Source organism: Streptomyces sp. MAI_2237 (assembly GCF_054189285.1).
Genome location: NZ_JAJPGQ010000001.1, coordinates 611,691 through 637,159, shown reverse-complemented (window position 1 = coordinate 637,159; position 25,469 = coordinate 611,691). Strand labels below are relative to the sequence as shown.

Sequence of the window (25,469 nt, the reverse complement as noted above, 5' to 3'; positions counted from 1 at the left end):
GAGCCTGAAATAGTTCCCGACGATGTTCGACATCCCTAGACTCCCTGTGTCGGGGGTATCTCGGGGGACTACTCAGTGGGGCATGGAGTGCCGGAACTCGTACTGGAATTGAACGGACGCACCTGGACGCTGGATCCGTCCAGGCCTTACACCCTCGGACGTGATCCGCAGGGGGACGTCGTGGTCGACGACGCCAGGGTCTCCTGGCGGCACGCCACGATCAGCTGGAGCGGCCGCGGTTGGGTCCTGGAGGACAAGGGCTCCACCAACGGCACCTTCGTGCAGGGGCAGCGCGTCCACCACATGGAGATCGGCCCCGGTACGGCGGTCCATCTCGGCAACGCGACCGACGGCCCGCGCGTGACGGTCTCCGGCGCCGCGGCCGCCGTCGCGACCCCGCAGGCCCAGCCGCAGCAGCAGCCGTACGCCGCGCAGGGAGCGGGCCCCGGCTGGGCGCAGCAGGCCCCGCCGCAGCAGTCGGCTCCGCAGCCGCAGGTCTCGCAGCCGCAGGGCGCCTGGCAGCAGCCGCAGCAGGCCGCGGCGCAGATCCCGCAGCAGCAGAACCCCGGTGGTGGCGCGGGGGCGCCGCCGGTCTACGGCGACCGCAGCCCGACGACGTTCCACCAGTTCTCCATCGGCCGCGTGATGCGCATCGGCCGTGCCCTGGAGAACGAACTGGTCGTCTCCGACCTGCAGGTCTCCCGTCACCACGCCGAGTTCCACTCGACGCCCGACGGCCGCATGGAGATCCGCGACCTGGGCTCGCACAACGGCACGTACGTCAACGGCCAGCCCATCGCCAAGGGCGGTTCGCAACTGCTCGGCCCCGCCGACGTCGTCGGCGTCGGCCACTCCACCTTCCGGATCGTCGGCGATCGGCTGGAGGAGTTCGTCGACACCGGCGAGGTCTCCTTCTCGGCCCGCCATCTGACCGTGACGGTCGACGGCGGCAAGCAGATCCTCAAGGACGTCTCCTTCGGCGTCCCGGAGAAGTCGCTGATCGCGGTCATCGGCCCGTCCGGTTCGGGCAAGTCGACCCTGCTCAAGGCGCTCACCGGCTACCGGCCCGCCAACCAGGGTGACGTCCTGTACGACAACCGCAACCTGTACAAGCAGTTCGCCGAGCTGCGCCAGCGCATAGGCCTGGTCCCGCAGGACGACATCCTGCACAAGGAACTGACGGTCAAGAAGGCCCTCAAGTACGCGGCCAAGCTCCGCTTCCCGGCCGACACCACCGCGGCCGAGCGCGAGGCGCGCATTGACGAGGTGCTGCGTGAGCTGAAGCTCGACATCCACAAGGAGAAGAAGGTCACCTCCCTCTCCGGAGGCCAGCGCAAGCGCGTCTCGGTGGCCCTGGAGCTGCTCACCAAGCCGTCCCTGATCTTCCTGGACGAGCCGACCTCGGGTCTCGACCCGGGCATGGACCGCGATGTCATGCAGCTGCTGCGCGGTCTCGCCGACGACGGCCGCACGGTCCTCGTGGTCACCCACTCCGTGGCCGAGCTCGCCCTGTGCGACAAGCTGCTCGTGATGGCCCCGGGCGGTGCGGTCGCCTACTTCGGGCCGCCCGAGGAGGCGCTGAACTTCTTCGGCTACGACACCTGGGCCGACGTCTTCTCCGCCTTCGAGAACTACCGCGACTACGACTGGGCCGGACGCTGGAAGGGCTCGCAGCACTACCAGATGTACGCCGCGGACATCGACGCCGTTGCGCCGCAGTCCGTACAGATGCCTCCGATGCAGGCGATGAAGCCGCCGAAGCCGCAGGGCTGGATGAGCCAGTTCGGCACGCTGGTGTGGCGCTACATGTCGGTCATCGCCTCCGACAAGGGCTTCCTGGCGCTGACGGTGATCCTGCCGCTGGTCCTGGGCTCGGTGAGCCTGCTCATCGACTCCGGCAAGGACCTGCTGGTCAACACGGAGATCAACCCGACCACGCAGCAGCCCGTGCCGAACGGCACGGCCACCACGGTGCTGCTGATCCTCGCGGTGGGCGCCTGCTTCGCCGGCGCCGCCAACTCCGTCCGCGAGCTGATCAAGGAACGGGTCATCTACGAGCGGGAGCGCGCGACCGGCCTGTCCCGCTCCGCGTACCTGATGTCCAAGGTGTTCGTGCTCGGCCTGATCACGATCCTGCAGGGCCTGATGGTCGGGGTCATCGGCTTCGCCAGCCGCACCGTCCCGGACAAGGGCGTCGTCCTCGGCAACGCGGTGCTCGTCGAGCTCTGCCTGCCGATCATGGCGCTGGGCTTCACCTCGATGATGTTCGGCCTGATCATCTCCGCCCTGGTGAAGACCTCCGAGAAGACCATGCCGCTGCTGGTCATGTTCGCGATCGTCCAGGTCGTCTTCACCGGCTGCCTCTTCGCGCTGAACGGCGCGATCGGCGTCAACCAGTTCTCGTACCTGATGCCCTCGCGCTGGGCCGTCGGCGCCGCGGGCGCCACGCTGGACTTCAACCGGATCGCCCCGCCGGGCAAGGGCAAGCCCGACGACCCGCTGTGGGCGCACAGCGCCGGCGCCTGGACCCTGGACATGGTCGCCCTGATCGTGCTCGGCGTGATCTGCGCCTTCTTCGTGGCCCGCTTCCTGCGCCGCCACGAGCCGGAGGTCATGCGCAAGTAGGGCCTTGAACGACCCCGAAGGGCGGCACCCGTCAGGAGGTGCCGCCCTTCGGCGTTCACGGGCTGAGGTCCGCGCTGACCTCAGTACGCGCTGTTGACGTTGTCGATCGTGCCGTACTTGTCGGCCGCGTAGTTGGCGGCGGCGGTGATGTTGGCGACCGGGTCGTAGATGTTCCAGGACGTGCCGGCGACGTGGTAGGCGGTGAACGTCGGCGGGATGACCTGCAGCAGGCCCTTCGACGGGATGCCGTTGATCGCGTTGATGTCCCAGTTGTTGATGGCGTTCGGGTTGCCCGAGGACTCCCGCATGATGTTGCGGTACAGACCGTTGTACGAACCCGGGATGCCCTTGCTGTGCATGATGTCGAGGGCGTGGTTGATCCAGCCGTTCAGGTTGTTGCCGTAGCTCTTCACGGCGGCCTTCTTCACGGCGGCCTTCTTCAGGGCGACGCGCTTGGCGGAGCGGCTCGCGGCCTCCTTGGCCCGGCGCTCGGCCTCGGCCTTCCGCTGGGCGGCGGCCTTGGCGGCGGCCGCGGCGGCGGCCTTCTTCTTCGCGACGGCCGCGGCGGCGGCCTTGGCGCGGGCGTCGGCCTTCGCCTTGGCGGTCTCGGCCTTGATGCTGTCGACGGCGAGCCGGTCGGTGACGCTGGCCTTCACGTCCTTGATCTGCTCGGTGCCGTAGGCGACCTTGGCCGTGGAGACGGCCTCACTCGTGGTGGTCTCGGCGCTGCTGGGCACCGCGGAGAAGGCGAGGGCGGCGGCACCGAGGGTGGCGACACCGGCGAGCGCGATCTTGTGGTGGCGGGTCAGCGCACGACTGTGACCGCGGGTGTTGGTGTTCTTGGGCATGACAGACGGACCTCTTCGAATAGCGCGGAGGTCGCTCGACGTCCTGCGGGGGACTCGGGTCCTTCCCGCACGAACGCCGCGGGCGGAACCCGCGGCGCTGAGCGACGGCTGCCATTCTTAGCGGCCGCAAAATCACCAGGCAAAGATGTGACGTACGATCCCGGGTAGTGGATCAGGGAAGGGCAAATCGGGGCAGACTAGACCGTCTCTGCCGCTCATCATGTGAGTCTTCCTCTCCTACCCACCTTCGTACGTGACCTGCGCCCTATGTGCGGGCTCACATGGCCTCTGAGGTTTCCTCACCAACAGTTGCTGGCGCAATGCTGTGCGTGAGGGTCCTCCCGCGGGAGGACGAGATGGACGTCGCCGAACTCGTGCCACAGGTACCGCCCGCGCAGCGCCTCCTCGTACGCGCGGTCCACCGCCTCCCGCCCGGCGACCGCCCGCAGCATCAGCAGATGCGAGGCCTCCGGCTCGTGCAGCCCGGTCAGCAGCCCGTCCACCACCCGCACCCCGCGCTCCGGGGTGACCACGAGATCCGTCCACCCCTCACGCGCCCGGACGACACCGTCGGCGCCGGCCGCCGACTCCACCGCCCGCACGGCCGTCGTCCCCACGGCCACGACCCGCCCGTGCCCGGCCCGCACCGCGTTGATCAGCCGCGCCGACGCCTCCGGCACCGAGAACCGCTCCGGATACGGCGGCTCGTGCGCCTCCGGAGAAGCCACCCCCGTATGCAGGGTGACCGGGGCGAACTGCACGCCCCGGCTCACCAGCTCCGCCACCAGGCGCGCGGTGAAGGGCCGCGCCGCGCTCGGCATCTCCGCGCTGCCCGCCCCGCCGGCCGCCGGCAGCGCGAACACCGTCTGGTAGACGGACAGCGGCTGATCCCGCTCCGTATAGGAGTAGCGGATCGGCCGGCCGTGCTCCCGCAGCATCCCCGGAACCCCGGCCCCGGCCGCCCGAGCCCACCACAGGCGCTCGCCCCGCGCGCTCAGCGGCTCCTCCAGGACCAGCCGCACACCTCCGGGCAGCCGCACCTCCGTCCCCGCCGGTCCCCCCGCCCCCTTCGTCCAGGGAGCGCTCCGCGTCCACCCCGGCGCCGGCGGGCGCGTGGTGCCCCTTCCGTCCGGTTGCCGCAGCTCCACCGCCCATCGCCCGTCGTCCCCGCGCGTGGAGAAGTGCACCACCACGCGCGCGTGCCCGACCCGCCCGTCCACGGCGGCGGCCAGCGTCGGGGAGGTGTTCACCACCAGCAGATCCCCGGCCCGCAGCACGCCCGGCAGCTCTCTGAACGCGTGGTGCGACACCTCCGTCCCCCGCGACACCAGCAGCCGCACGGCATCCCGGTCCAGCCCCGGGCCACGCTGCTCGGCCGGGACACGGGCCGACAGCTCCTCAGGCACCCTCACCGCGAGCGTCATCGCCCCTCCACCAGCAGCGAGAGGGCCGCGTACCGCCCGCTCGCCGGGCGCTCGTCCAGCAGCCGCAGGAACGCCGGCACCACCCCGGCCGGCGCCGGCCGGGGATCGTCGTCGTCCGGTACGGCGGCCGCGTACAGATCGGTCGCCATGTCCCCGGGGTCCACCGCCCACACCCGCAGTCCCGGCTCCTCCGCGCCCAGTACGGCCGCCAGACGGTCCAGCGCCGCCTTGGAGGCCCCGTACCCGCCCCACGTCTCGTACGCCTCGGCGGCCGCGTCCGAGCTGACCGTGATCACCGTGCCCGCCTCGGACGCGCGCAGCAGCGGCAGCGCCTCCTGGACCAGGCCCAGCGCGGCCACCACGTTCACCTCCAGCGCCCGCCGCAGCCCCTCCGTGGGCAGCGCGTCCAGGCGTACGAGAGGCTCGGCGCCCAGCGCGCTCGCGTTGCTCACCAGCAGATCGACGCCGCCCAGCTTCTCGGCCGCCGCCACCAGCTCGGCCCGGTGCCCGGCGTCCGTGACGTCCCCGGACACCGCCGTCACGCGCGTGCCGTGCGCCTCCAGCTCAGCCGCCGTCTCCCGCAGGACCTCCGTCGTCCTCGCGTCGAGCACCAGGTCCCAGCCCCGGGCGGCCAGGGCCCCGGCGAGTGCCCGCCCCAGCCCCTTCGACGCCCCCGTGATGATCGCTACCGGCATGACTCCACGTCCCCTCGTCGACGCCGTCCCACGACGGCCTGCCCTCAACGTAGGAACCGGCCCCTCCGCCCCGCCTCGGACGCGGGGCGCAAAGCGACGGGGCCCTTCGCCCTAAGCCGCCGGTCGGGGGCGGTGGGCCTACGCCACCGGACCTAGGGCCACCGCCCCATCCGCCGCCGTCACAGGTCCGATCCGATGTGTCACACCCCGCCGGTACCGTGAGGTCATGAGTCAAGGCCCCCGGTCCGGCCTGGCAGCGGTGAGCGCCGCGCTGCTGGCCATGAGCAGGCATCTCGAGGTGCGCGACGTCCTCAAGACGATCGTCGCCTCGGCCCGCGAACTGCTGGACGCGCAGTACGCCGCGTTGGGCGTCCCCGACGACCACGGCGGCTTCGCCCAGTTCGTCGTCGACGGCGTCAGCGCCGACCAGTGGGCGGCCATCGGCCCCCTCCCGCGCCAGCACGGCATCCTCGCCGCCATGCTCCAGGAGGCCAAGGTCGAGCGCCTGGCCGACGTGCGCAAGGACCCCCGCTTCGAGGGCTGGCCCGCCGCCCACCCCGACATGTCCGACTTCCTGGGCCTGCCCGTCCGGGACGGCGACGAGGTCATCGGCGCCCTGTTCCTGGCCAACAAGAACTGTTCCCGGCCCAGCGGCGGCTGCGGCTTCACCGCGGAGGACGAGGAACTGCTCGCCATCCTCGCCCAGCACGCGGCGATCGCCCTCACCAACGCCCGTCTGTACGAGCGCAGCCGTGAACTGACCATCGCCGAGGAGCGCTCCCGCCTCGCGCACGAACTGCACGACGCCGTCAGCCAGAAACTCTTCTCCCTGCGCCTGACCGCCCAGGCCGCGGCCGCCCTGGTGGACCGCGATCCCTCCCGCGCCAAGGGCGAACTGCAGCAGGTGGCCGCGCTCGCCGCCGAGGCGACCGACGAACTGCGCGCCGCGGTCGTCGAGCTGCGCCCGGCCGCCCTCGACGAGGACGGCCTCGTCGCCACCCTGCGCACCCAGATCCAGGTCCTCGACCGCGCCCACAGCGCGCGCGTGAGCTTCGACGGCAAAGGGGTGCGCGCCCTGCCCTCCGCCCAGGAGGAGGCGGTCCTGCGCGTCGCCCAGGAAGCCCTGCACAACGCGCTGCGGCACTCCGGAGCCGATCATGTGGACGTGACCCTGACCCGGCGCGGCACGGCGGCGGTCCTGCGGGTGACGGACGACGGCGTCGGCTTCGACCCGCACGGCATACGGCGGGCCGGCCGTCACCTCGGCCTGGTGTCCATGCGCGACCGCACCAGCGGGGTCGGCGGCCGGCTGACCGTGGAATCGGCGCCCGGCAAAGGCACCGTGATCGAGATGGAGGTCCCCGGTGGCTGACGCAATCAGGGTGCTGCTCGTCGACGACCACCAGGTGGTCCGCCGCGGCCTGCGCACCTTTCTCGAGGTGCAGGACGACATCGAGGTGGTGGGCGAGGCCGCCGACGGAGCCGAGGGAGTCGCCCGCGCCGAGGAACTCAGGCCCGACGTCGTCCTGATGGACATCAAGATGCCGGGCATGGACGGCGTGGACGCCCTGCGCAGGCTCCGGGAACTGGACAACCCCGCGCGCGTGCTGATCGTCACCAGCTTCACCGAACAGCGCACGGTGGTGCCGGCCCTGCGCGCCGGCGCCGCCGGCTACGTCTACAAGGACGTGGACCCCGACGCCCTCGCCGGCGCCATCCGCTCGGTGCACGCCGGGCACATCCTCCTGCAGCCCGAGGTGGCGCTGGCCCTGCTGTCCCAGGAGGAGGCGAACTCCGCGCCGGGCCGAGCCGGGTCCCTCACCGAGCGGGAGCGCGAGGTCCTCGGCCTGATAGCGGACGGCCGTTCCAACCGCGAGATCGCCCGCACCCTCGTCCTGTCCGAGAAGACGGTCAAGACCCATGTGTCGAACATCCTGATGAAGCTCGACCTGGCGGACCGGACGCAGGCCGCGCTGTGGGCCGTACGACACGGTGTGGCCGGCTGAAACGCGGCGCGAGCGCCGGTGCGGCACGGCAACACGGAGCGTCCCGCTCCGGACCGAGATTCATACTGTCGTGGGAATGTCCCCCGAATGGCGCAACCTCCGGGGAGCGCCGCCGTTCTCCAGTGCGTGCTGCGGCGACTGCCGCGGCCATCGCTAGGAGGACTCAGAAGTGAAGAACCTGAAGAAGGCAGCGGCCGTGACGATGGTGGCCGGCGGCCTGATCGCCGCGGGAGCCGGGATGGCCTCCGCCACCACCGGCGGCTCGCACGCCGACGGCCAGGCCGTGGGCTCGCCCGGCGTGCTGTCGGGCAACCTCGTTCAGGCCCCGGTCCACGTCCCGGTGAACGCCGTGGGCAACAGCGTCAACGTCATCGGCGTGCTGAATCCCGCCTTCGGCAACCTGGGCGTCAACCACTGACGTCCGCCCCACGGCGTGCAGTGATCTCCGGCCTCCCGGGCCCAGCCCGGGAGGCCGGAGGGCTGTCAGGGGGCGGGGCTCACCTCATGCCCCGCTCCCGCTCCTCCACATACGCGTTGTACGCGGCGACCTGTGCCCGGCGCGCCGTCCGCTCCACCGGCCGCAACGCCTCCGCCCGCGCCCCCATCTCCGCCGAACTCACCGCGCCGCCATGACCGTTGCCGTGGGCCAGGGACACCAGCAACCCCACCCGCTGCGCCAGCTCCAGCACGCGGACCGCCCGCGGCGGATACCCCGGTGCCAGCACCTCCCGGCCCCGCTCGGCCCGCGCCCGGTACGCGTCGATCGCCGCCTCCGCCACCGGGCCAGACCCGGCGACGTCCAGCCGCGACAACACCTCCGTCGCCTCCCGGAGCGCCTCCGCCAGCTCCCGCTCCGCCTCACCGAGCGACGGCACGTCGGCCGGGGGAGCCTCCCGCACCGGCAGACAGTTCCAGACCACCTCGACATGCACATCACCGTCGGGACCGGCCTCGTACACCTCCGGCACCAGCCCCAGCGCGGCGCCGTGACAGACCACCGCCTCCTCGGCCTCCATCGCCCGCGCGTTGAACTCCGGCGGCCCGCTCAGCCCCAGCGGATGCCCCGGGGCGGGCAGCGCCACCCGCAGACCGGCCACCCCCAGCGCCCGCAGCCGGCCCAGCCCCAGCGTCAGCCCCACCTGCCCCGACTCACCCGGCAGCCCCTCCATCCGGTGCACGGCGTCCTCACCGACGATCGCGAGCACGGCGTCGTCCGGAGAGACAAGTCCGGCCAAAAGGGCGTTTCCCCAAGCGGCAAGGCGTCCTGAGCGCGGTTCCGAGAGCATGCCCCCACCCTAAGGACCGGACCGATGGAATGGAGGGGCCGACCAGTGGCGTAGATTTCTTCGAGGGCTGCGCCCACAAGCGCACGCGACAGCCGAGACGCCGACCCGAGACCGGTCACACTGCAAGGGGAGACAACGCGCTCATGAGCGATGTTCTGGAGCTTCAGGACGTATCCGTGGTCCGGGAGGGCCGGGCTCTGGTGGACCAGGTCTCCTGGTCGGTCAAGGAAGGCGAGCGCTGGGTCATCCTCGGCCCCAACGGCGCGGGCAAGACCACCCTCCTCAACGTCGCCTCCAGCTACCTCTACCCCAGCACGGGCACCGCGACCATCCTCGGCGAGACCCTCGGCAAGCCCGGCACCGACGTCTTCGAACTGCGCCCCCGCATCGGCGTGGCCGGCATCGCCATGGCCGACAAGCTCCCCAAGCGCCAGACCGTCCTGCAGACCGTGCTGACCGCCGCGTACGGCATGACCGCCGGCTGGCAGGAGGAGTACGAGGAGATCGACGAGCAGCGCGCCCGCGCCTTCCTCGACCGCCTCGGCATGAGCGACTACCTCGACCGGAAGTTCGGCACCCTCTCCGAGGGCGAGCGCAAGCGCACCCTCATCGCCCGCGCCCTGATGACCGACCCCGAGCTGCTCCTGCTCGACGAGCCCGCCGCCGGCCTCGACCTGGGCGGCCGCGAGGACCTCCTACGCCGCCTCGGCCGCCTCGCCCGCGACCCGATCGCCCCCTCGATGATCATGGTCACCCACCACGTCGAGGAGATCGCCCCCGGCTTCACCCACGTCCTGATGATCCGTCAGGGCAAGGTCCTCACCGCCGGTCCGCTGGAGCTCGAACTCACCTCCCGCAACCTCTCCCTCTGCTTCGGCCTGCCGCTCGTCGTCGAACAGGCCGGCGACCGCTGGACCGCGCGCGGTCTGCCGCTGACCTGAGCCCCTTGCGCCCTGTCCGCAAAGGGACTTGCGGTCATACCATGACCATGTGAACGACATCGACGCATGGGTGTGGTGGCTCGTCGGCGCGGCCGCGCTCGGAATTCCGCTCGTGGTCACGGCGATGCCCGAGTTCGGCATGCTCGCCGTCGGCGCCGTCGCCGCCGCGGTCTTCGCCGGACTGGGCTTCGGCATCGTGGCCCAGGTCCTCGCCTTCGTCGTCGTCTCGGTCGCACTGATCGCCGTGGTACGCCCCATCGCGCTCCGGCACAGCGCGCAGCGCCCCCAACTCGCCACAGGTGTGGACGCGTTGAAGGGCAAGCAAGCCGTCGTGCTGGAGCGCGTCGACGGCTCCGGTGGCCGGATCAAGCTCGCCGGAGAGGTCTGGTCGGCCCGTGCCCTCGACACCGAACGCGCCTACGAAGTAGGCCAGGAAGTGGATGTCGTGGAGATCGAGGGAGCGACCGCCATCGTCATCTGACCTCGTAGGACTCAACTGATACGAACAGCCCACGAGTTGTACGACGGTCTGTCAGACTCGACCAGCAAGATCTTCAACAACCATAAGATCTTCCGAGAGCGCCGAGGCGGAGAAGGGTACGGGGAACGACGATGGAACCGGTCATCATCGTCCTGATCATTCTGGTGGTGTTGGTCTTCATCGCCCTTATCAGGACCATCCAAGTCATCCCACAGGCCAGCGCGGCCATCGTCGAGCGCTTCGGCCGCTACACGCGCACACTCAACGCGGGCCTCAACATCGTGGTCCCGTTCATCGACACCATCCGCAACCGCATCGACCTGCGCGAACAGGTCGTTCCGTTCCCGCCGCAGCCGGTGATCACCCAGGACAACCTGGTCGTGAACATCGACACGGTCATCTACTACCAGGTGACCGACGCGCGAGCCGCGACCTACGAGGTCGCCAGCTACATCCAGGCCATCGAGCAGCTCACCGTCACCACACTCCGCAACATCATCGGTGGCATGGACCTGGAGCGGACCCTGACCTCCCGTGAGGAGATCAACGCGGCCCTGCGCGGCGTCCTCGACGAGGCCACCGGCAAGTGGGGCATCCGCGTCAACCGCGTCGAACTCAAGGCGATCGAACCCCCCACCTCCATCCAGGACTCGATGGAGAAGCAGATGCGCGCCGACCGTGACAAGCGCGCCGCGATCCTCACCGCCGAAGGTACGCGCCAGGCCGCCATCCTCACCGCCGAAGGTGAGAAGCAGTCCCAGATCCTGCGCGCCGAGGGTGAGGCCAAGGCCGCCGCCCTGCGCGCCGAGGGCGAGGCCCAGGCCGTCCGCACCGTCTTCGAGGCCATCCACGCCGGCGACCCGGACCAGAAGCTCCTCTCCTACCAGTACCTCCAGATGCTCCCGAAGATCGCCGAGGGCGACGCCAACAAGCTCTGGATCGTGCCCAGCGAGATCGGCGACGCCCTCAAGGGCCTGTCCGGCGCCATGGGCAACTTCGGCCCCATGGGCGGCGGTTCGGGCGGAGGGGGCGGCTCGGAGAAGGCGACCGAACGCCGCGAGAAGCCGTCGATCGACTGACGTAGGCTCCCTGTTACGTGACTGGGGCCCGCCTCCCTCAGGAGGCGGGCCCCAGTTCCACGTCGTGCGCCCTACGCCGCGTCCCGCGCCAGCCAGTCCGGCAGCGCGTCGAAGTCCTCGGTGCCGAGAGCCAACAGCATCGCATCGGCCGGCGTCGGCTCGAACGGCTGCCGCAGCAACGGCATCCCCGCCTGCTCCGGAGTCCGGTCGGCCTTACGGTGATTGTCCTCCGCGCACGAGGCCACCGTGTTCAGCCAGGAGTCCTGACCCCCCTGCGCCCGCGGCACCACATGGTCCACCGTCGTCGCCCTGCGCCCGCAGTACGCGCACCGGTGCCGGTCCCTGACCAGCACTCCCCGCCTCGACCACGGCGCTTGTCTTCGGAACGGCACCCTCACGTACCGGCACAACCGGATCACCCGCGGCGCCGGTATGTCCACATCGGCACCGCGCATGCGCAGTTCGGGGTGGGCCTGCTCGACCACGGCCTTGTCCTGCAGCACCAGCACGACGGCGCGGTTCAACGTCACCGTCGACAGCGGCTCGAAGCTCGCGTTCAGAACCAGTGTGTCCCGCATTCCAGCCCACCTCCCGTGCAATCGGCCCACCCCGTGGCGGGCTGGATCAACTCTGGCCGGGCACGCCGAGATGGACAACGCAATAAAAAATGCCCGCCTCTGATCAATTCCAAGACCAGAGGCGGGCAAACGTTCCATGAACGTCAGGCTTCGGCGGGCACCTCGTACTCACCGACGAGCTGCGCCCGGGCGATCGTGTGGAAGCGCAGGTTGAAGCCCACGACGGCCGGGGACGCGTCCGCGTCCGGACCGAGCTTCTCCTGATCCACGGCGTACACGGTGAACACGTACCGGTGCGGCCCGTCCCCGGCGGGCGGAGCGGCACCACCGAAGTCCTTCGACCCGTAGTCGTTGCGCGCGTGGACCGCGCCCTCGGGCAGCCCCTCGAACTTGCCGCTGCCCGCACCGACCGGCAGCTCCGTCACGGAGGCCGGGATGTCGAACACCACCCAGTGCCAGAATCCGCTGCCCGTCGGCGCGTCGGGGTCGTAGCAGGTGACGGCGAAGCTCTTGGTCTCGGCGGGGAAACCCTCCCACCGCAACTGCGGCGAGGTGTTCCCGGCCGCGTAGACCTGAGCGTCCTTGAGCGTGGCGCCTTCCCGCACGTCCTCACTCGTGACCGTGAACGACGGCACGGGCGGGTGGAAGTCGTGGGGGAGCGGCCGCCGCTTGAGCTCGGACACCTCGGTACCTCCTGATCGGTTACGGAATCAGTGGTTCCCGAGCCTAGAACCAGTTGCGCTTGCTGCCGACCTCGGACAGCCACTGGTTGAGGTAGGCCGCCCAGTCGGTCCCGTGGAAGTCGTTCAGTCCCACCTGGAACGACCGGAAGGTGTCACTGCCCTCGCTGAACAGCCCCGGCTTCTTGTCCATCTCCAGCACGACGTCCATCGCGTGCTCGTCGGCCACGAAGCTCAGCTCGACCTGGTTCAGCCCGCGGTACTGAGATGGCGGGTAGAACTCGATCTCCTGGTAGAACGGCAGCCGCTGCCGCGTGTTGCGGATGTGCCCGCGCTCCATGTCCGCGTTCTTGAAGCGGAAGCCCAGCTGGATGAAGGCGTCCAGGATCGCCTTCTGCGCCGGCAGCGGGTGCACGTTGATCGGGTCCAGGTCGCCGGAGTCGATGGCCCGCGCGATCGCCAGCTCGGTCGTCACCCCGATGTTCATCCCGCGCAGCGCCTGCCCGTCGATCATGGTGATCGGCGTCTCCCACGGGATCTCCAGCCCGAACGGCACGGCGTGCACGGCCCCGGCCTGCAGCTCGAAAGCGCCACCGAGCCGCACCTTGGTGAACTCGATGTTCTGCTTGTACTCCTCGTCGCCGCTCTCGACCTCGACCTTGGCCTGCAGGCCCACGGACAGGCCCTCGATCTCCTGGTTCACGGACCCGCCCTGGATCCGCACCTCACCCTGGACGACGCCGCCCGGAACGGTGTTCACCTCGGTCAGCACCGTCTCGACCGAAGCCCCACCGGCCCCCAGACTCGCGAGCAGCTTCTTGAACCCCATGTCTCTCCCTCTACGTGCGGTGCGTGCGGACCCTTGATCCCTGTAAACGCGATCCGGGCACGGCCGGTTCCGCCCCACACCCTCGCAAGGAGACGGAACCTTGACCAGCCCTTGGCATCCACCCGCCTGGACTACCCTCGGACGGCATGATCGCGCCCACGGACCGTACGCCACTCCCCAGGGAGTTCTTCGACCGCCCCGTCCTGGAAGTCGCCCCCGACCTCCTCGGCCGCATCCTGGTCCGTACGACCCCCGACGGTCCGATCGCCGTGCGCCTCACGGAGGTGGAGGCCTACGACGGCCCGAACGACCCCGGCTCCCACGCCTATCGGGGCCGCACCGCCCGCAATGACGTGATGTTCGGCCCGCCCGGCCATGTGTACGTCTACTTCACCTACGGCATGTGGTTCTGCATGAACCTGGTGTGTGGTCCCGAGGGCAGGGCGAGCGCGGTCCTGCTGCGGGCCGGCGAGGTTGTCGAGGGCGCCGAGCACGCCCGCAAACGTCGACTCTCGGCCCGGAACGACAGGGAACTGGCCAAAGGCCCGGCACGCCTGGCCACGGCCCTGGGCGTCGACCGCGCCCTGGACGGCACGGACGCGTGCGCCTTCGGCGAGACCCCCTGAGGATGCTGACCGGCACCGCCGTCGGGTCCGACCAGGTAGTCAACGGTCCGCGCACCGGCGTCGCAGGTGAAGGGGGTGTCCACCCCTGGCGCTTCTGGGTCGCGGACGACCCGACGGTGAGTCCCTATCGGGCCCACGTGCCCAGGCGCCGCCGAAGTTGACGCGCCCTTGCGAGGTGCGTAATGTAGCCCGAGCCGCTTGAACCGGGTACGGCGTTCGCCAGCAGCCGGAAGCGGCCAAACCACTACCTACGATCAACCCCTGGCGGGGTCGAATTCGTCATGTCTTCATGCCTGAATTCGAACTCGCGGAACTCGATTATGAGTTTCCCGGAGAGATCGGCTAACGTAGTGAATGTCGAAAGGCCCCGCCGACAGGGAATCAGGCCCGAAAGGATCTGATAGAGTCGGAAACGCAAGACCGAAGGGAAGCCCGGAGGAAAGCCCGATAGGGTGAGTACAAAGGAAGCGACCGTTCCTTGAGAACTCAACAGCGTGCCAAAAGTCAACGCCAGATATGTTGATACCCCGACACCGGGATTTCCTGGTGGCGAGGTTCCTTTGAAGAAAACACAGCGAGGACGCTGTGAACGGTCGGGCTCATTCCGCCTGACCGTTCCGCTCTCGTGGTGTCGACCGGATTACCGGTAAACATTCACGGAGAGTTTGATCCTGGCTCAGGACGAACGCTGGCGGCGTGCTTAACACATGCAAGTCGAACGATGAACCACTTCGGTGGGGATTAGTGGCGAACGGGTGAGTAACACGTGGGCAATCTGCCCTTCACTCTGGGACAAGCCCTGGAAACGGGGTCTAATACCGGATAACACTCTCGCAGGCATCTGTGAGGGTTAAAAGCTCCGGCGGTGAAGGATGAGCCCGCGGCCTATCAGCTTGTTGGTGAGGTAATGGCTCACCAAGGCGACGACGGGTAGCCGGCCTGAGAGGGCGACCGGCCACACTGGGACTGAGACACGGCCCAGACTCCTACGGGAGGCAGCAGTGGGGAATATTGCACAATGGGCGAAAGCCTGATGCAGCGACGCCGCGTGAGGGATGACGGCCTTCGGGTTGTAAACCTCTTTCAGCAGGGAAGAAGCGAAAGTGACGGTACCTGCAGAAGAAGCGCCGGCTAACTACGTGCCAGCAGCCGCGGTAATACGTAGGGCGCAAGCGTTGTCCGGAATTATTGGGCGTAAAGAGCTCGTAGGCGGCTTGTCACGTCGATTGTGAAAGCCCGAGGCTTAACCTCGGGTCTGCAGTCGATACGGGCTAGCTAGAGTGTGGTAGGGGAGATCGGAATTCCTGGTGTAGCGGTGAAATGCGCAGATATCAGGAGGAACACCGGTGGCGAAGGCGGATCTCTGGGCCATTACTGACGCTGAGGAGCGAAAGCGTGGGGAGCGAACAGGATTAGATACCCTGGTAGTCCACGCCGTAAACGGTGGGAACTAGGTGTTGGCGACATTCCACGTCGTCGGTGCCGCAGCTAACGCATTAAGTTCCCCGCCTGGGGAGTACGGCCGCAAGGCTAAAACTCAAAGGAATTGACGGGGGGCCCGCACAAGCGGCGGAGCATGTGGCTTAATTCGACGCAACGCGAAGAACCTTACCAAGGCTTGACATACACCGGAAACGTCTGGAGACAGGCGCCCCCTTGTGGTCGGTGTACAGGTGGTGCATGGCTGTCGTCAGCTCGTGTCGTGAGATGTTGGGTTAAGTCCCGCAACGAGCGCAACCCTTGTTCTGTGTTGCCAGCATGCCCTTCGGGGTGATGGGGACTCACAGGAGACCGCCGGGGTCAACTCGGAGGAAGGTGGGGACGACGTCAAGTCATCATGCCCCTTATGTCTTGGGCTGCACACGTGCTACAATGGCCGGTACAATGAGCTGCGATACCGTGAGGTGGAGCGAATCTCAAAAAGCCGGTCTCAGTTCGGATTGGGGTCTGCAACTCGACCCCATGAAGTCGGAGTCGCTAGTAATCGCAGATCAGCATTGCTGCGGTGAATACGTTCCCGGGCCTTGTACACACCGCCCGTCACGTCACGAAAGTCGGTAACACCCGAAGCCGGTGGCCCAACCCCTTGTGGGAGGGAGCTGTCGAAGGTGGGACTGGCGATTGGGACGAAGTCGTAACAAGGTAGCCGTACCGGAAGGTGCGGCTGGATCACCTCCTTTCTAAGGAGCACTTCTTACCGAGTTCGCTCGGTCAGAGGCCAGAACATCAGCGAATGTCTGATGCTGGTTGCTCATGGGTGGAACGTTGACTATTCGGCCGGGTTCTGGGTCGGAGGCTGCTAGTACTGCTCGTAAGAGCGTGGAACGCATGATCTCCGGGCGGGAGCTGGCCGGGCACGCTGTTGGGTGTCTGAGGGAATGGTTTTCCTCAGTCGCCGGCCCCAGTGAACTCACCGCTTGTCGGTGGGGTGATGGGTGGCTGGTCGTTGTTTGAGAACTGCACAGTGGACGCGAGCATCTGTGGCCAAGTTTTTAAGGGCGCACGGTGGATGCCTTGGCACCAGGAACCGATGAAGGACGTGGGAGGCCACGATAGGCCCCGGGGAGTCGTCAACCAGGCTTTGATCCGGGGGTGTCCGAATGGGGAAACCCGGCAGTCGTCATGGGCTGTCACCCTTGCCTGAACACATAGGGCAAGTGGAGGGAACGCGGGGAAGTGAAACATCTCAGTACCCGCAGGAAGAGAAAACAACCGTGATTCCGGGAGTAGTGGCGAGCGAAACCGGATGAGGCCAAACCGTATGCGTGTGAGACCCGGCAGGGGTTGCGCATGCGGGGTTGTGGGATCTCTCTTCTGTCGTCTGCCGGCGACAGGACGAGTCAGAAACCGTTGATGTAGGCGAAGGACATGCGAAAGGTCCGGCGTAGAGGGTAAGACCCCCGTAGTCGAAACGTCAGCGGCTCGTTTGAGAGACACCCAAGTAGCACGGGGCCCGAGAAATCCCGTGTGAATCTGGCGGGACCACCCGCTAAGCCTAAATATTCCCTGGTGACCGATAGCGGATAGTACCGTGAGGGAATGGTGAAAAGTACCGCGGGAGCGGAGTGAAATAGTACCTGAAACCGTGTGCCTACAAGCCGTGGGAGCGTCGGACATCAGCTTGCTGGTGTCTCGTGACTGCGTGCCTTTTGAAGAATGAGCCTGCGAGTTTGCGGTGTGTTGCGAGGTTAACCCGGGTGGGGAAGCCGTAGCGAAAGCGAGTCCGAATAGGGCGATTCAGTAGCACGCTCAAGACCCGAAGCGGAGTGATCTAGCCATGGGCAGGTTGAAGCGGAGGTAAGACTTCGTGGAGGACCGAACCCACCAGGGTTGAAAACCTGGGGGATGACCTGTGGTTAGGGGTGAAAGGCCAATCAAACTCCGTGATAGCTGGTTCTCCCCGAAATGCATTTAGGTGCAGCGTCGTGTGTTTCTTGCCGGAGGTAGAGCACTGGATAGGCGATGGGCCCTACCGGGTTACTGACCTTAGCCAAACTCCGAATGCCGGTAAGTGAGAGCGCGGCAGTGAGACTGTGGGGGATAAGCTCCATGGTCGAGAGGGAAACAGCCCAGAGCATCGACTAAGGCCCCTAAGCGTACGCTAAGTGGGAAAGGATGTGGAGTCGCACAGACAACCAGGAGGTTGGCTTAGAAGCAGCCACCCTTGAAAGAGTGCGTAATAGCTCACTGGTCTAGTGATTCCGCGCCGACAATGTAGCGGGGCTCAAGCGTACCGCCGAAGTCGTGTCATTGCAGCAAATACTCCCAACGGAGGCTGTGATGGGTAGGGGAGCGTCGTCTGCCGGGTGAAGCAGCACCGGAAGGTAGTTGTGGACGGTTGACGAGTGAGAATGCAGGCATGAGTAGCGATTCACACGTGGGAAACGTGTGCGCCGATTGACTAAGGGTTCCTGGGTCAAGCTGATCTGCCCAGGGTAAGTCGGGACCTAAGGCGAGGCCGACAGGCGTAGTCGATGGATAACCGGTTGATATTCCGGTACCCGCTGTGAAGCGTCAAACATTGAATCCAGTGATGCTAAGCCCGTGAAGCCGCCGGCTGAGTCTTCGGACGAGGTCGGAGTGGTGGAGCCGGTGACCCGAGCTGGTAGTAGGTGAGTGATGGGGTGACGCAGGAAGGTAGTCCATCCCGGGCGGTGGTTGTCCCGGGGTAAGGGTGTAGGCCGTGATCTAGGCAAATCCGGATCACTTAAGGCTGAGACCTGATGCCGAGCCGATTGTGGTGAAGTGGATGATCCTATGCTGTCGAGAAAAGCCTCTAGCGAGTTTCATGGCGGCCCGTACCCTAAACCGACTCAGGTGGTCAGGTAGAGAATACCGAGGCGTTCGGGTGAACTATGGTTAAGGAACTCGGCAAAATGCCCCCGTAACTTCGGGAGAAGGGGGGCCACACTCGGTGATCCGTTTTACACGGTGAGCTGGGGGTGGCCGCAGAGACCAGCGAGAAGCGACTGTTTACTAAAAACACAGGTCCGTGCGAAGCCGTAAGGCGATGTATACGGACTGACGCCTGCCCGGTGCTGGAACGTTAAGGGGACCGGTTAGTCACATTTCGGTGTGGCGAAGCTGAGAACTTAAGCGCCAGTAAACGGCGGTGGTAACTATAACCATCCTAAGGTAGCGAAATTCCTTGTCGGGTAAGTTCCGACCTGCACGAATGGCGTAACGACTTCTCGACTGTCTCAACCATAGGCCCGGTGAAATTGCACTACGAGTAAAGATGCTCGTTTCGCGCAGCAGGACGGAAAGACCCCGGGACCTTTACTACAGTTTGATATTGGTGTTCGGTTCGGCTTGTGTAGGATAGCTGGGAGACTTTGAAGTCCATACGCCAGTATGGGTGGAGTCGTCGTTGAAATACCAGTCTGGTCGTGCTGGATGTCTAACCTGGGTCCGTGATCCGGATCAGGGACAGTGTCTGATGGGTAGTTTAACTGGGGCGGTTGCCTCCTAAAGAGTAACGGAGGCGCCCAAAGGTTCCCTCAGCCTGGTTGGCAATCAGGTGTTGAGTGTAAGTGCACAAGGGAGCTTGACTGTGAGACCGACGGGTCGAGCAGGGACGAAAGTCGGGACTAGTGATCCGGCGGTGGCTTGTGGAAGCGCCGTCGCTCAACGGATAAAAGGTACCCCGGGGATAACAGGCTGATCTTCCCCAAGAGTCCATATCGACGGGATGGTTTGGCACCTCGATGTCGGCTCGTCGCATCCTGGGGCTGGAGTCGGTCCCAAGGGTTGGGCTGTTCGCCCATTAAAGCGGTACGCGAGCTGGGTTTAGAACGTCGTGAGACAGTTCGGTCCCTATCCGCTGCGCGCGCAGGAATATTGAGAAGGGCTGTCCCTAGTACGAGAGGACCGGGACGGACGAACCTCTGGTGTGCCAGTTGTTCTGCCAAGGGCATGGCTGGTTGGCTACGTTCGGGAGGGATAACCGCTGAAAGCATCTAAGCGGGAAGCCTGCTTCGAGATGAGTATTCCCACCCACTTGATGGGGTAAGGCTCCCAGTAGACGACTGGGTTGATAGGCCGGATCTGGAAGCACGGTAACGTGTGGAGGTGACCGGTACTAATAGGCCGAGGGCTTGTCCTCAGTTGCTCGCGTCCACTGTGTTAGTTCTGAGGCAACGACCGTTGCCGGTATAGAGCAGAACGCATAACAGAAAAGTGTGCTTGTTCGCTCGAAACCATTAGGGTTTCGGTGGTTATAGCGTGAGGGAAACGCCCGGTTACATTTCGAACCCGGAAGCTAAGCCTTACAGCGCCGATGGTACTGCAGGGGGGACCCTGTGGGAGAGTAGGACGCCGCCGAACAATCTTTGGAGGACCCCTGGTCCCAGCGTTCAGCTGGGACCAGGGGTCCTTTTGTTTTTACAATGCTTGCGGTACCGAAGACAGGAGTCACCCATGTCCACCAACTCTCCCGACGACCGACCGGAGCGCGACCAGCGGCGACGGGACAGTGGCGACCGGGGCGACCGTGGTGGTTACCGCGGCGGCTCCGACCGCGGTGACCGCGGTGACCGTGGTGGCTTCCGTCGCGACGACACCAACCGTGGTGGTGGCTATGGCCGTCGCGACGACCGACGCGGCGATGACCGTGGTGAGCGTCGGGACAGCGACCGTGGTGGTTTCCGTCGTGACGACAACCGCGGTGGTGGGTACGGCCGGCGCGACGATCGTCGGGACGACCGCGCCCCCGGTTCCCGTCCCTCGTTCCAGCGTGACGACCGTGACCGTGGGCCGCGTCGTGACGACCGGGGCGACCGTCCCCCCTTCCGCCGTGACGACCGTCGCGATGACCGCCGCGACGACCGTGGCGGTTTCCGTCGTGACGACAACCGCGGTGGTGGGTACGGCCGGCGCGACGATCGTCGGGACGACCGCGCCCCCGGCTCCCGTCCCTCGTTCCAGCGTGACGACCGTGACCGTGGGCCGCGTCGTGACGACCGGGGCGACCGTCCCCCCTTCCGCCGTGACGACCGTCGCGATGACCGCCGCGACGACCGTGGCGGTTTCCGTCGTGACGACAACCGCGGTGGTGGGTACGGCCGGCGCGACGATCGTCGGGACGACCGCGCCCCCGGCTCCCGTCCCTCGTTCCAGCGTGACGACCGTGACCGTGGGCCGCGTCGTGACGACCGGGGCGACCGTCCCCCCTTCCGCCGTGACGACCGTCGCGATGACCGGGGCGACCGTCCGGTCCGCCGCGACGACCGACGTGACGACCGTCGTGACGACTTCCGCCGTGACGACCGTGGTGAGCGTCGGGACAGTGACCGTGGCGGCTTCCGCCGCGACGACAACCGGGGTGACCGTGGTGGCTTCCGTGGTCGTGACGACCGCGGTGGGCGGCCCGGTGGGTTCCGTGGCCGGGACGACCGGCGGGACGACCGCGGCGGACGCCCTGGTGGCTTCCGTGGCCGGGACGACCGACGTGACGACCGTAGGGACGACCGCCGTGGTGGCGGGCGCTTCCGGGACGAGCGGGACCGGGACAGGGAGCCCATCAAGCGGCTGCCGATCCCGGAGGATGTCACGGGCGACGAGATCGACAAGGACGTACGGCAGGAGCTGCAGAGCCTGCCGAAGACGCTCGCCGAGGACGTCGCCAAGAACCTGGTGATGGTCGCCAGGCTCATCGACGAGGACCCCGAGGGCGCGTACGGCTACTCCAAGGTGGCCCTGCGGTTGGCGTCGCGCGTGGCCGCCGTACGGGAAGCGGGCGGATTCGCGGCGTACGCGAACCAGAAGTACTCCGAGGCGCTCGCCGAGTTCCGGGCCGCTCGGCGGATGACCGGCAGTGCGGAGCTGTGGCCGGTCATGGCCGACTGCGAGCGTGGGCTCGGGCGGCCCGAGAAGGCGCTGGACATGGCCGGGGCGCCCGAGGTGAACAAGCTCGACAAGGCGGGGCAGGTCGAGATGCGGCTCGTCGCGGCCGGCGCCCGGCGTGACATGGGTCAGCTCGACGCTGCCATCGTGACGCTTCAGAGCCCCGAGCTTGCCTCCAACTCCGTCCAGCCGTGGACCGCGAGGCTCCGGTACGCCTACGCCGACGCGCTGCTCGCCGCCGGTCGTGAGGGCGAGGCGCGCGAGTGGTTCGCGAAGGCCGTCGAGGCCGACCGGGACGGCAGCACGGACGCCTCGGACCGGCTCGCCGAGCTGGACGGCGTCGAGTTCGTCGACGCCTTCGACGACAGTGACACCGCGGACGACGCTGAGGCCGAGGACGACACTGAGGCTGAGGCTGAGGCTGAGGCCGAGGCCGAGGCCGAGGTCGAGGGCGAGGTCAAGGCTGAGGCCGAGGTCGAGGACGACAAGGACTGACCTGTGCGAAAGGGCGGGACCGATGCGGTCCCGCCCTTTCGTATGTCAGGGCTCCAGCGCGCGCAGCACCAGCCCCGAGGCTGGTTTCGGGCCGAACGACGTCGACTTGCGGGGCATCGTCACGCCCTGGCGTGCCAGGTCGCGGACGACCTCCTCGCGGACGGGGTGCATCAGGACCGCCGTACCGCCGTCGTGTTCCGCCTTGGCGACCGTCGCCGCCGTGTCGTGGATGTAGGCGATGTGGGCCGGCGAGTCCTCCGGGATGCGCCACACGTGGTCCAGGAGCGTGGCGTGCAGGACCGTGGCGTCCAGCGTGCGCCAGGCCGCGGGGCGGTCGGTGGGGATCGTACGGGCCAGCAGGTCCGGATCCGGGCGGTCCAGGAGGTGGAAGGCCCCGTCGCCGGCCAGGAGGAAGGCGTTGCCGGCGCAGGCGGCGTCGGCGAGGACCTCCAGAGCCTCGGCCAGCGGCACGTCGAGCCGTCGTACCCGGAACAGGCCCTCCACGGCGGCCAGCGCGTCCGTGAGCGGGAGGGCGTGCAGGAGGCGGTGGATGGCGCGGACGCGCAGCGGGTAGCGGGCTGTGTCGACCAGGAGGACCAGGCCGTAGTCCCAGGGGCTGGGGGAGGGGTGCTCCGCGCGCAGTCGGCGGTAGGTCGCCCAGCGGTGGTGGCCGTCGGCGATCAGGGCCTGGTGACGGGCCAGTTCGGACTGGATGGCGGTCACGTCGGAGGGGTCGGTGACCGACCACAGGCGGTGGTTGTAGCCGTCCTCGGTGGTGGTGGACAGCAAGGGGGGCTTGTCGGCGAGGCGTTCCACCACGTCGGCCGTGGTGGCCGTCGAGCCGTTGCCGCGGTAGGTCAGGAGCAGCGGTTCCAGGTTCGCGGAGGTGGCGCGCATCAGGGCCGCGCGGTCGGCGACCACGTGCGGCATGACGTCCTCGTGCGGCAGGACGACGCCCTCCGCCGGGTCCGAGACGCGCAGGGCGCCGATGATGCCGCGCTGGAGGATGCCGTCGGCGTGCCGCTGCTCGTAGACGTACAGGCCCGGTTCGGGGTCGGTGGTCAGGACGCCCTCGGCCTGCCAGCGGCGCAGCGTGTCCGAGGCCTGTTCGTTGCGGTCCGTCGGGGTGGGCGCCTGGGGGAGGATCAGCCGGACGATGTTGTACGGGTCGGCGTCCTGGAGGTGGTGCAGGCCGTCGGGGCGCACGACGACGTCGTACGGCGGGGATGTCACCGCGGAGAGGCTGCCGACCCGGTCGGGGTCGTAGCGAAGGCCGCGGAACGGGGTGAGTTCCAGGCCTCGGCGCGCCGTTGCCTCCGAGTGACCTGCTGTGTTCATCCCGGCATCGTACGTGTGTCGGTGGCATGAGGGATGATCGGGGGAAAGCCGTCGAACGAGGAGCGATGCGGAATGAGCCAGAGCGTCAGGACGAGTCCCGCGGGCAGTGAGCGGGCCCTGAGCGAGGCGTACGACACGGCGCTGCTCGACCTGGACGGTGTGGTGTACGCGGGGGGCAACGCCATCGCGTACGCGGTCGAGTCGCTGGCGACCGCGCGCGATGGCGGGATGCACCTCGCCTACGTCACCAACAACGCGCTGCGGACGCCGGATTCGGTGGCCGCCCACCTGACCGAGCTGGGGATACCGACGGGGGCCGACGACGTCATCACCTCGGCGCAGGCGGTGGCCCGGCTGATCAGCGAGCAGGTGCCGGAAGGCGCGCGGGTGCTGGTGATCGGCGGCGAGGGGCTTAAGGTCGCGCTGCGGGAGCGCGGGCTGGAGCCCGTGGAGTCGGCGGACGACGATCCGGTGGCGGTCGTGCAGGGATACGGCGGCCCCGAGTTGCCGTGGGGGCGGTTCGCGGAGGCGTCGTACGCCGTCGCGCGCGGGCTGCCCTGGTACGCCTCCAACACCGACCTGACGATTCCGAGCGGCCGCGGGATCGCGCCGGGCAACGGCGCGGCGGTGGAGGTCGTGCGCATCGCGACCGGGGCCGAACCGCAGGTGGCGGGCAAGCCGTTGCCGCCCATGCACCGGGAGACCATCCTGCGCACCGGCGCCGAGCGGCCGCTGGTGGTCGGGGACCGGCTGGACACGGACATCGAGGGAGCCTTCAACGGCGAGGTCGACTCGCTGCTGGTGCTGACCGGTGTCACCGACGGCGCCCAGCTGCTGGCCGCGCCGCCGCAGCACCGGCCGACGTATGTCGACGCCGATCTGCGCGGCCTGCTGACGGGCCAGCCGGAGGTCGCGGCGGCGGACGGCGGCTTCCGGTGCGGCGGGTGGACGGCCGTCGCCGGTGGGGAGCGGCTCGAACTCGACGGTGACGGCGAGGCGTTGGACGGGCTGCGGGCGCTGTGCGCGGCGGCCTGGACGGCGGCCGGGGACGGTGTGTGTGAGCTGGACGCGGGGAAGGCGCTGGCGCGGCTGGGGCTCTGAGCACCGGGAATCGATCGGCCATGCGAGGGTAGGCTAACCTAACCTCGTGTTGGTCGACAGTCCTCCAGAGCAGCGCGCGGAGACCGCCCCCGCGCCCCCGACCCGCCGGGCGGTCCGTGCCCTCGGTCTCCTGATCGCCGTCCTCGTCCTGGTGCTCGTCGCTTTGGCGAGCATCGCGATCGGGGCGAAAGGGCTGTCCCTGGGGCAGGTGTGGCACGGCCTGTTCCAGGACACGGGGACGTACGGCGACGTGGTCGTCGACGAGCGGCTCTCGCGCACCGTCCTCGGGCTGCTCGCCGGTGCCGCGCTCGGCCTGTCCGGGGCCGTGCTTCAGGCACTCACCCGCAATCCGCTGGCCGACCCCGGACTGCTCGGCATCAACGCCGGCGCGTCGGCCGCGGTCGTCACGGCGATCACCTTCCTCGGTGTCACCAGCCTGAGCGGCTACGTCTGGTTCGCGTTCCTCGGAGCCGCGGCGGTCGGGGCGCTCGTCTGGTTCCTGGGCGGCAGCCGGGGCGCGACACCGGTGCGGCTCGCGCTCGCCGGCACCGCGATCAGCGCCGCGCTCTACGGCTACCTGCAGGCCGTGATGATCACGGACCAAGCGGCGCTGGGCAAGATGCGCTTCTGGACCGTCGGTTCGCTGTCCTCGGCGACCGAGTCGACGATCACGCAGGTGCTGCCGTTCTTCGTGGCCGGCACGCTGCTCGCCCTCGGCCTCGCCCGGCCGCTGAACGCCGTGGCCATGGGTGACGACACCGCCAGGGCCCTGGGCGCCGACCTCAACCGCACGCGGGCGCTGTCCATGCTGGCGGCGACCGTGCTGTGCGGGGCGGCGACCGCCGCGTGCGGGCCGATCGCGTTCGTCGGGCTGATGGTCCCGCACGCCGTCCGGTCCTTCACCGGCCCCGACCTGCGCTGGATCCTGCCGTACGCGACGGTCCTGTCGCCCGTGCTGCTGCTCGGCGCCGATGTCGTCGGCCGGGTCGTCGCCCGCCCCGCGGAGCTTCAGGTCGGCATCATCACCGCGCTCGTCGGCGGGCCGGTCTTCATCTTTCTGGTACGACGGCGCAGGGCGGCCCAGCTGTGAGGA

General features: G+C 68.0%; 19 protein-coding genes, 3 rRNA genes and 1 pseudogene. 15 read left to right on the top strand and 8 right to left on the bottom strand.

Translation table 11 applies throughout. From position 1 onward, the window contains the following. Window positions 1–87 precede the first annotated feature (87 nt). The gene (locus LN251_RS02965; RefSeq protein ID WP_458242949.1) at window positions 88–2,625 is read left to right on the top strand and encodes an FHA domain-containing protein; all 2,538 of its coding nucleotides are present in this window, start codon (window positions 88–90) and stop codon (window positions 2,623–2,625) included. Window positions 2,626–2,705: 80 nt separating this feature from the next. On the opposite strand, the gene LN251_RS02960 is transcribed toward LN251_RS02965, so the two are convergent. From LN251_RS02960 to LN251_RS02950, 3 genes are all read right to left on the bottom strand, one after another. After that, window positions 2,706–3,473, bottom strand: a complete 768-nt coding sequence (locus tag LN251_RS02960) for a transglycosylase SLT domain-containing protein (protein ID WP_458242948.1) — start codon at window positions 3,471–3,473, stop codon at window positions 2,706–2,708. Between the two features lie 299 nt (window positions 3,474–3,772). Then, window positions 3,773–4,897, bottom strand: coding sequence for an S-adenosylmethionine:tRNA ribosyltransferase-isomerase (locus LN251_RS02955; RefSeq protein ID WP_458242947.1), 1,125 nt, complete (start codon window positions 4,895–4,897; stop codon window positions 3,773–3,775). Next, window positions 4,894–5,592, bottom strand: a complete 699-nt coding sequence (locus LN251_RS02950) for an SDR family NAD(P)-dependent oxidoreductase (protein WP_458242946.1) — start codon at window positions 5,590–5,592, stop codon at window positions 4,894–4,896. Before LN251_RS02950 ends, LN251_RS02955 begins: the two co-directional genes overlap by 4 nt. 226 nt (window positions 5,593–5,818) lie before the next feature. On the opposite strand from LN251_RS02950, the gene LN251_RS02945 reads away from it, so the two are divergent. The 3 genes from LN251_RS02945 to chpE all read left to right on the top strand — a co-directional run bounded on the left by LN251_RS02945 (window position 5,819) and on the right by chpE (window position 8,016). Further along, window positions 5,819–6,964: a GAF domain-containing sensor histidine kinase gene (locus LN251_RS02945; protein ID WP_458242945.1), complete on the top strand. Its 1,146-nt coding sequence runs from the start codon at window positions 5,819–5,821 to the stop codon at window positions 6,962–6,964. Beyond that, window positions 6,957–7,598 carry a response regulator gene (locus LN251_RS02940; protein WP_458242944.1) on the top strand — a complete coding sequence of 214 codons (642 nt, stop codon included), beginning with the start codon at window positions 6,957–6,959 and terminating at the stop codon, window positions 7,596–7,598. The genes LN251_RS02945 and LN251_RS02940 overlap by 8 nt, the downstream gene beginning before the upstream one ends. A gap of 169 nt (window positions 7,599–7,767) precedes the next feature. Further along, window positions 7,768–8,016 (top strand): chaplin ChpE, encoded by a 249-nt coding sequence (chpE, locus tag LN251_RS02935; protein ID WP_058926173.1) that lies wholly within the window; start codon window positions 7,768–7,770, stop codon window positions 8,014–8,016. A 79-nt stretch (window positions 8,017–8,095) separates the two neighbouring features. Here the strand turns inward: chpE and LN251_RS02930 are convergent, their stop codons facing one another. Continuing rightward, window positions 8,096–8,884 (bottom strand): hypothetical protein, encoded by a 789-nt coding sequence (locus LN251_RS02930; protein WP_458242943.1) that lies wholly within the window; start codon window positions 8,882–8,884, stop codon window positions 8,096–8,098. A gap of 143 nt (window positions 8,885–9,027) precedes the next feature. Here LN251_RS02930 and LN251_RS02925 point away from each other — a divergent pair, with 143 nt between their 5' ends. The 3 genes from LN251_RS02925 to LN251_RS02915 all read left to right on the top strand — a co-directional run bounded on the left by LN251_RS02925 (window position 9,028) and on the right by LN251_RS02915 (window position 11,385). Continuing rightward, window positions 9,028–9,825 (top strand): ABC transporter ATP-binding protein, encoded by a 798-nt coding sequence (locus LN251_RS02925; protein WP_458242942.1) that lies wholly within the window; start codon window positions 9,028–9,030, stop codon window positions 9,823–9,825. 49 nt (window positions 9,826–9,874) lie between these two features. Then, window positions 9,875–10,306, top strand: coding sequence for an NfeD family protein (locus tag LN251_RS02920; protein ID WP_458242941.1), 432 nt, complete (start codon window positions 9,875–9,877; stop codon window positions 10,304–10,306). A gap of 131 nt (window positions 10,307–10,437) precedes the next feature. Continuing rightward, complete coding sequence (locus tag LN251_RS02915; RefSeq protein WP_058926177.1) at window positions 10,438–11,385, top strand: SPFH domain-containing protein; 948 nt, start codon at window positions 10,438–10,440, stop codon at window positions 11,383–11,385. Window positions 11,386–11,456: 71 nt separating this feature from the next. Here LN251_RS02915 and LN251_RS02910 read toward each other — a convergent pair whose 3' ends face one another. The 3 genes from LN251_RS02910 to LN251_RS02900 form a co-directional block, all read right to left on the bottom strand. After that, window positions 11,457–11,963 carry an HNH endonuclease gene (locus LN251_RS02910; protein ID WP_249841357.1) on the bottom strand — a complete coding sequence of 169 codons (507 nt, stop codon included), beginning with the start codon at window positions 11,961–11,963 and terminating at the stop codon, window positions 11,457–11,459. A gap of 143 nt (window positions 11,964–12,106) precedes the next feature. After that, window positions 12,107–12,646, bottom strand: coding sequence for a YbhB/YbcL family Raf kinase inhibitor-like protein (locus LN251_RS02905; RefSeq protein WP_458242940.1), 540 nt, complete (start codon window positions 12,644–12,646; stop codon window positions 12,107–12,109). Between the two features lie 43 nt (window positions 12,647–12,689). Continuing rightward, complete coding sequence (locus tag LN251_RS02900) at window positions 12,690–13,472, bottom strand: sporulation protein (RefSeq protein ID WP_351569842.1); 783 nt, start codon at window positions 13,470–13,472, stop codon at window positions 12,690–12,692. A 146-nt stretch (window positions 13,473–13,618) separates the two neighbouring features. Between LN251_RS02900 and LN251_RS02895 the strand changes: the two are divergent. The 6 genes and pseudogenes from LN251_RS02895 to LN251_RS02870 all read left to right on the top strand — a co-directional run bounded on the left by LN251_RS02895 (window position 13,619) and on the right by LN251_RS02870 (window position 21,937). Further along, a pseudogene (locus tag LN251_RS02895) lies at window positions 13,619–14,259 on the top strand (DNA-3-methyladenine glycosylase). Between the two features lie 492 nt (window positions 14,260–14,751). Beyond that, window positions 14,752–16,278: ribosomal RNA gene (locus LN251_RS02890) — 16S ribosomal RNA — on the top strand. Window positions 16,279–16,580: 302 nt separating this feature from the next. Next, window positions 16,581–19,703: ribosomal RNA gene (locus LN251_RS02885) — 23S ribosomal RNA — on the top strand. Window positions 19,704–19,807: 104 nt separating this feature from the next. Further along, window positions 19,808–19,924: ribosomal RNA gene (gene rrf, locus LN251_RS02880) — 5S ribosomal RNA — on the top strand. The 16S, 23S and 5S rRNA genes sit together here, the layout of an rRNA operon. A gap of 205 nt (window positions 19,925–20,129) precedes the next feature. Continuing rightward, on the top strand, window positions 20,130–21,236 hold the full coding sequence (locus LN251_RS02875) for a hypothetical protein (protein ID WP_458243253.1): 1,107 nt from the start codon (window positions 20,130–20,132) through the stop codon (window positions 21,234–21,236). Next, window positions 21,128–21,937 carry a hypothetical protein gene (locus LN251_RS02870; RefSeq protein WP_458243252.1) on the top strand — a complete coding sequence of 270 codons (810 nt, stop codon included), beginning with the start codon at window positions 21,128–21,130 and terminating at the stop codon, window positions 21,935–21,937. Before LN251_RS02875 ends, LN251_RS02870 begins: the two co-directional genes overlap by 109 nt. Window positions 21,938–21,982: 45 nt before the next feature. Here LN251_RS02870 and LN251_RS02865 read toward each other — a convergent pair whose 3' ends face one another. After that, on the bottom strand, window positions 21,983–23,275 hold the full coding sequence (locus LN251_RS02865; RefSeq protein ID WP_458242939.1) for a DUF1015 domain-containing protein: 1,293 nt from the start codon (window positions 23,273–23,275) through the stop codon (window positions 21,983–21,985). A gap of 72 nt (window positions 23,276–23,347) precedes the next feature. Here LN251_RS02865 and LN251_RS02860 point away from each other — a divergent pair, with 72 nt between their 5' ends. Beyond that, window positions 23,348–24,376: an HAD hydrolase-like protein gene (locus tag LN251_RS02860; RefSeq protein WP_458242938.1), complete on the top strand. Its 1,029-nt coding sequence runs from the start codon at window positions 23,348–23,350 to the stop codon at window positions 24,374–24,376. Between the two features lie 46 nt (window positions 24,377–24,422). Then, entirely contained in the window at window positions 24,423–25,466 is a 1,044-nt protein-coding gene (locus tag LN251_RS02855; RefSeq protein ID WP_458242937.1) for a FecCD family ABC transporter permease, read from the top strand. Window positions 25,467–25,469: the final 3 nt, after the last annotated feature.